This window comes from Maribacter sp., from assembly GCF_049667165.1.
In the GTDB taxonomy this organism is placed as follows: Bacteria; Bacteroidota; Bacteroidia; order Flavobacteriales; family Flavobacteriaceae; genus Maribacter_A.
In genome coordinates this window covers 1-6,590 of the sequence record NZ_JBATHS010000005.1, presented here as the reverse complement: position 1 = coordinate 6,590, position 6,590 = coordinate 1, and the positions used below count along the sequence as shown (strand labels likewise).

Below are 6,590 nucleotides of genomic sequence, written 5' to 3'. Positions count from 1 at the left end.
GATACCAATAGAATAGAAGCTGCAAAGCCAACGATCATCAAGGTTTTGGAGGATGGTGGCAGTGCGGTGCTGATGAGCCATTTGGGTAGGCCCAAAGGGCAACGCAATGAGGCCATGTCCCTTAAGCATATCTGCGGTAAGGTTTCGGAAATCATCGGTGTGGAAGTTAAATTCGTTGCTGATTGTGTTGGTGAAGAGGCAGAGAAAGCCGTGGCGGCGCTGAAGGAAGGTGAAGTGCTCTTATTGGAAAACCTTCGATTTCACGATGAAGAGACTTCCGGGGATGTGGCGTTCGCCAAAAAACTATCAAAATTGGGGGATATATATGTGAATGATGCCTTCGGAACAGCGCATCGGGCCCATGCTTCCACTACAATTATCGCCCAGTTCTTCCCTGGCAAAAAATGCTTTGGATATTTATTGGCCAAAGAAATCATCGCTATTGAAAAAGTCATGCGTACAGGTGAAAAACCGATATTGGCGATACTTGGAGGCGCCAAAGTATCCTCTAAGATCACCATAATTGAAAATATCCTTGATAAGGTCGATCATTTAATCATTGGTGGGGGTATGACCTATACATTTATCAAGGCCCAAGGCGGTAAGGTTGGGGACTCTATATGTGAGGATGATAAAATGGACCTCGCATTGAGCATTCTTGAACAAGCAAAGAAAAAAGGAGTTAAGGTGCACATTCCTGTAGATGTAGTGGCTGCCAGTGAATTCAGTAACGATGCACAAACACAGGTGGTTGATGTTGATAAGATTCCCGATGGATGGCAGGGTTTGGATGCCGGCCCAAGAACACTCGAAATTTTCAAGGAGGTCATTTTAAAAAGCAAAACGATCTTATGGAACGGTCCTGTTGGGGTCTTTGAAATGGAAAAATTTGCAAAGGGTACGATCAGTGTGGGTAATTATATAGATGAGGCAACTCAAAAGGGTGCTTTTTCCCTTGTAGGTGGAGGGGATTCAGTAGCAGCTGTCAAGCAATTCGGATTTCAGGACAAGGTGAGTTATGTCTCTACCGGAGGCGGGGCCATGCTAGAGAGCTTAGAAGGAAAAACACTGCCCGGAATCGCTGCAATATTAGAGGGGTAAGGGCGTTATCGATTAACGGGACTTACAGGATAAAACAATACTTTAGGCTTTTAAATTTTATTCTTTCAAAAAAAAATACGATTTTCGTTAGTTCCCGATAACTAAAGAATGTCCTATGTATCCATTTAAGTTTTGGTCTATAAGCTTTATTTTGGTCGCTTTTCTGAATAATTCAGTAATCGCCCAAGAAGTAAACCACACATCCGCCGAGCAGATTAAAGTAGTGCAGGCCAAGGATATTCCTTTGGATACGCTCGCTTTGGACATGGAGGGGGTTAAACAAATGGAACTTCTTGAATCCTCAAACATTATTAATGACAATGCCTTGCCCGTGGCGGTCATAGGCGACAAAAAATCCTTCGATTTACAGGATATTGAACTTGCGGCCAAATACGATAGTCTTTGGATGAAGGAACTCTATGAGAGTGCGGCACTTTATGATGACATGTATGAGGAAGTGTCTCAATTAGACCCCACTTTGGTCACCGAAATCAGCCTGAATACCGATACCCTTAGAATGCGATTGGAAAGGTTGAACCAAAAGACCCCATTCAACGTTGCCTACAATCCATCGTTGGAAAATGTGATCAAATCATTCTTGGTTCGCAAGCGAGGACTTATCGAAAGGATGTTGACCGTAAGTCAGTTTTATTTTCCGATGTTCGAGGAACAACTCGATAAATATGACATTCCCCTCGAAATGAAATATTTGGCCATTGTTGAATCCGCATTGAACCCAAGGGCTAGGTCCCGGGTAGGAGCAACAGGGCTTTGGCAGTTCATGTATGGCACCGGTAAAATGTATAAGCTGGATGTGAGCAGTTATGTTGACGAACGCAGCGACCCGATAAAATCAACCGAAGCCGCCTGTAAATACCTATCCAAACTCTATGATATTTTCGATGATTGGGACTTGGCACTTGCTGCCTACAATTCAGGGCCAGGTAATGTGAACAAGGCCATTCGAAGGTCTGGAGGCTATAAAAACTATTGGAATATCCGTAGAAATCTTCCACGTGAAACCGCGGGTTATGTCCCTGCTTTTCTAGCTACCATGTATTTGCTCGAATACGCCGATGAGCATGGGATCAAGGCACAAAAAGTGGATCGTACTTATTTTGAAACAGATACAATCCAAGTTAAAAGTATGATTACCTTCGACCAGATTTCCGAATTGGTGGGCGTTGATGTTGAAGAATTAAAAGTCTTGAACCCATCCTATAAATTGAATATTATCCCATATGTAAAGGGCAAGGAGTATACGTTGCGATTGCCAAAACCGGCCATAGGTAAATTCGTTGCCAATGAAACGGCTATTTATGCGCATGTTGAAGCACAGCTTAAAAGTAAGGAATCCCCTTTACCCCAATTGGTCAAGGCCGATGATAGAATCCGTTACAAAGTGCGTAGTGGGGATTATTTGGGCAAAATCGCTGAACGGTTTGGGGTAGGCGTCAGCCAAATAAAAAGTTGGAACGGTTTAAGAAGCAATAACTTGAGAATAGGACAACGATTGACTATATACTCAAGAAAGCCGGTAACAGCATCCACAAGCACCTCAAAAGGCACGCAAACGGTTGTCAGCACTATGAATATACCGGAATCTAAAATACATACGGTAAAAAGCGGGGATTCGCTCTGGACCATTTCAAAAAAATATCCCGGAATTAGTATCGAAAATTTACGAGAATGGAACGGTATTAGTGGTAACAATCTAAAACCAGGCACAAAGTTGAAATTGTGCAATTGTTCATCGTAAATCAATAACACCCATGAAGCAATTTAAGTTCGTGTTACCCCTTTTTTTTGCCATCATTCTATCCTGTAAAGACAGTGGAGAGAAGAATTATCTGCCCAGTTCAATTGGAGCCTATAATTCGTTGATCGTTGTTATTGACAATGAGGATTGGAAATCGACCGTTGGGGATAAGGTACGGCAGTATTTTGCCGCTTCCACCCTAGGGTTGACCATGGAGGAGCCCATATTTTCGATCACCCAAATTCCACCTGAGGTATTTTCAGGTGCTGTGCGCAATAGCAGAAACGTTTTATATGTGCAAAAAGACACCTTGAATTTGGCGCATATCAAGAGCGATATGTATTCCCAACCCCAAAAAGTTGCGGTGATCAAAGGGAAAACGGATCGTGAGATCATTGAGAATCTTGATAAAAAGGCCCCTGAAATCATCAATTCTTTCAAAGACCAGGAAATAAAGGAGGCGCAGCATCGCTTTCTGAAATCCTTGAATAAGGAAAAGGACCTAAAAGAGAAATTTGGGATCAATTTAAGTATACCCTCGGTATATAGGGTCGTAAAGTCAGAAGATAAATTTGTCTGGCTCGAAAGACAGATCCAGAAAGGCACCATGAACATTATCGTCTATGAAATGCCATGGGACAGCTTTTCAGTTGATTCAACTTTTGTAAAGGACATTGTTCGCATGCGCGATTCTATTGGAGACCTTTATATTCCAGGACCCGATGTCCCAGGCAAAAAGACGCATATGCGCACGGAACCGGCATTCTCACCCTCTGTTTTTCCTGTGGAAATTACCGAAATGAAAGCCGCTGAGGTCCGCGGTCTGTGGGACATTAAGAACTATCCAATGGCAGGGCCGTTTTTAACCTATATCGTAAATGACAAGGTACATAATCGCAAAATAGTCGTCGAAGGCTTTACTTTTGCCCCTTCCGCCGAAAAGCGGGATTATATGTTCGAGTTGGAAGCCATAATGAAGACCCTACAGATAATCGATTAGCCTAACGGACAATCTAGAACAAAACAGCCCTGACAGTAACGTCAGGGCTGTTTTTTGTTAAGATGTCCGCCTTATAAATTGCTAAAACTGAATCCTGTGGTCACCCTAAATACAAATGCATAGATCGCAACTGCAAGTAGAGCAAAACAGAACCATGAAAACACCTTGAAATATCTTTTAAAAAATAGATTGCTCCAGTTTCTAAAAGCCTCGAAATAAATTTCCTTTAAAAGTAATAGTTTGTCCATACGCCCAAGTTTTTAATTAATTATGGGGTAAATGTCACTATTTGCTTGTGGCGAATAAAAAATAAAAGCTGAACTGCACAATTTATGGCTGTGGGGGTTTTGGTTCGTATACAGACTCCATGAAAGGTATTTATATGCGTTTAACAGTTTATCATCAGAGGAATATGGAATGCCATTAAAAAAAAATGCGTCCGATCATGGACGCATTAATACGTATGGTTGGTTAAAAAGGTTCATTCGAACGCAAATCCCGTAGAAACCCGGAACACAAATGCATAGAGCATTATTATGTAACTGGCGATGCAGAACCACGAAAAGGCTTTAAAATACGATTTAACAAGGGCATGCCCAAGGTTTCTAAAGGCTTCAATGTAAATTTCTTTGATCAATAATACGTTTTTCATCTTGATTGGTTTTAGGTTAAATAAAAGATTGTAGGTGTTATATACAACAGAGAATCAGATGATTAAGTACCTTATTGTGTTATTTTTGTTGCAAACCCCTTGTATAATGTTGTGAAAATGGGAAAAGGGCATAAAAAAACCGCCAATCATTTTTTGATTTGCGGTTTTGGATTTGTACTGAAAGGTTTATTTTACATATCTACGATAATGAATTCCGATCTTCGGTTCAGTAAATGGTTGGCCTCTGTACACCTTACCGTACCATCACATTCGTTGATCAGTCTATCCTCCCCATAACCTATGGCACTTTGAATCCTGCTAGGAGCAATGCCTTTGGCGATGATATAATCCCGTGTCGACTTGGCACGCATATCGGATAAATACTTGTTGTAAGCTCGTTTACCTCTTGAATCGGTATGCGACTCGATCTTAATGACCATATCAGGGTATTCTGTCATTACCTGCACCAATTTATCGAGTTCTTCGGAGGCATCCTTTCGTATATAGGATTTATCAAAATCAAAATAAATCATTTCTGTTTTCAACTTACGTATGCCATCCTCTATAGCAATCATTTCCTTCAACCTTCGCAACGCTACATCGGTATGCACCACCGCATTGTCTTTGGTGGATACTTCCACAATTTCATCAAAATAATCCCCTTTTGTAGTTTTGATGATATACTTGGTATTCCCTTCCAAGTCCTCGAAAAGGAAATTGCCATCATCATCGGCAACCATTTCTTTTAATTTTATATTGTTTTCATCCAATAAGGTCACCAATGTTTTTGGCATAAGATCGCCAGTGACCAATTCAGTGACCGTTCCGGCGATGGCATTTAGGTTTTCTGGAACTTCCTCGACTTTCAACCTTTTGAAGGAATAGAGGTCGTCATCCCCTTTACCACCTTTTCGGTTCGATGCAAAGAACCCTTTTTGATTCTCCTCATTCACGATATAGGAAAAATCATCCTTGTTGCTATTGATCGGTTGCCCCAAGTTCTTTACCTCTAAGAAGCCTCCCGCTTCATCAAGTTCAGCCTCATAGACATCCAATCCGCCTAGACCTACATGGCCATCGGAAGAGAAATATAATTTTTCCGCGTTGATAAAGGGAAACATTTCCTTTCTTTCGGTATTGATACCCGGTCCTAAGTTTCTGGGCTCTGAAAACTGGTCGCCTTCGAGCACATCAACCACGAAAATGTCGGTTTGACCAATACTGCCCGGCATGTCGGACACAAAATAGAGCTGTTTGCCATCCGGACTCAATGCGGGGTGCCCCGTAGAATAATTATCGCTGTTGAATGGCACCTCGGTTGCCGTTGTCCATTCCCCGTTGATTTTCTGAGATCTGTATATTTTTAAATGGTTTACCCCTTTTTTGTCCCGTTTCAATTTCTTACCATAGTTGTTACGGGTAAAATACATGGTTTCATTATCGGGTGAAAAGGTGACCGATGCTTCATGATACTTCGTATTGACCGCCTTTGAAAATTTAAGGGCATCCTTTAGTTCTTGTGATTCCTCATTCAACTTGGCCACATAAAGATCCAAATAGGGCTGATCGTTCCATTTATACTTTCTGGTATGGAAAATGGAAGTGTCATTGGAGGACGCATAGACGATTTGCCCCTTATCATGAAACATGGGCGAGAATTCTGAATATTTCGAATTGATGGCCAAATTGAGGATATCGAATTCTTGTTTTGTGCTGCGTAGTTCATCAAGCACCGCTTCGTTCACCAGGGCCTTTTCGGCCAAATCCTCGGAAATGGATGCATTGGGGTCTTTCATTTTTCGATCGTACAAGCGCATCAGCCTTTTTGCACGGGCATATTTGCCAGTTCCTTTTAGGGAATGGGCGTATTTAAAGATATTGTCCGCAGACATTTCTTTCCCATATTTTTCATACAGGATGTTATACCAATGATAGGCTTTTTCCATATTGGTATTAAAATAGTGGGCATCACCCGCTTTCTGGATGATTTCAAAAGAATAGTTCTTTTCGCCTTTACTTAAGGCTTGTTCGTATAGTTCAGCGGCTTCGGCATACCACATTTTGTCAAAGTAACTATC

The 6,590-nt window shown here is 41.5% G+C and carries 6 protein-coding genes; 3 read left to right on the top strand and 3 right to left on the bottom strand.

From position 1 onward, the window contains the following. From WBM98_RS00140 to WBM98_RS00130, 3 genes are all read left to right on the top strand, one after another. Positions 1-1,101 (top strand): phosphoglycerate kinase (locus WBM98_RS00140; protein WP_424363978.1); only part of this gene is annotated, 1,101 nt, incomplete at its 5' end. A 115-nt stretch (positions 1,102-1,216) separates the two neighbouring features. Beyond that, on the top strand, positions 1,217-2,860 hold the full coding sequence (locus WBM98_RS00135; protein WP_424363977.1) for a LysM peptidoglycan-binding domain-containing protein: 1,644 nt from the start codon (positions 1,217-1,219) through the stop codon (positions 2,858-2,860). 13 nt (positions 2,861-2,873) lie between these two features. Continuing rightward, positions 2,874-3,860, top strand: a complete 987-nt coding sequence (locus tag WBM98_RS00130; protein ID WP_424363976.1) for a DUF4837 family protein — start codon at positions 2,874-2,876, stop codon at positions 3,858-3,860. Positions 3,861-3,931: 71 nt separating this feature from the next. Here the strand turns inward: WBM98_RS00130 and WBM98_RS00125 are convergent, their stop codons facing one another. From WBM98_RS00125 to WBM98_RS00115, 3 genes are all read right to left on the bottom strand, one after another. Beyond that, positions 3,932-4,108 carry a DUF6747 family protein gene (locus tag WBM98_RS00125; protein WP_424363975.1) on the bottom strand — a complete coding sequence of 59 codons (177 nt, stop codon included), beginning with the start codon at positions 4,106-4,108 and terminating at the stop codon, positions 3,932-3,934. A 233-nt stretch (positions 4,109-4,341) separates the two neighbouring features. Beyond that, the gene (locus WBM98_RS00120) at positions 4,342-4,512 is read right to left on the bottom strand and encodes a DUF6747 family protein (RefSeq protein ID WP_424363974.1); all 171 of its coding nucleotides are present in this window, start codon (positions 4,510-4,512) and stop codon (positions 4,342-4,344) included. 191 nt (positions 4,513-4,703) lie between these two features. Continuing rightward, positions 4,704-6,590 (bottom strand): OmpA family protein (locus tag WBM98_RS00115; RefSeq protein WP_424363973.1); only part of this gene is annotated, 1,887 nt, incomplete at its 5' end.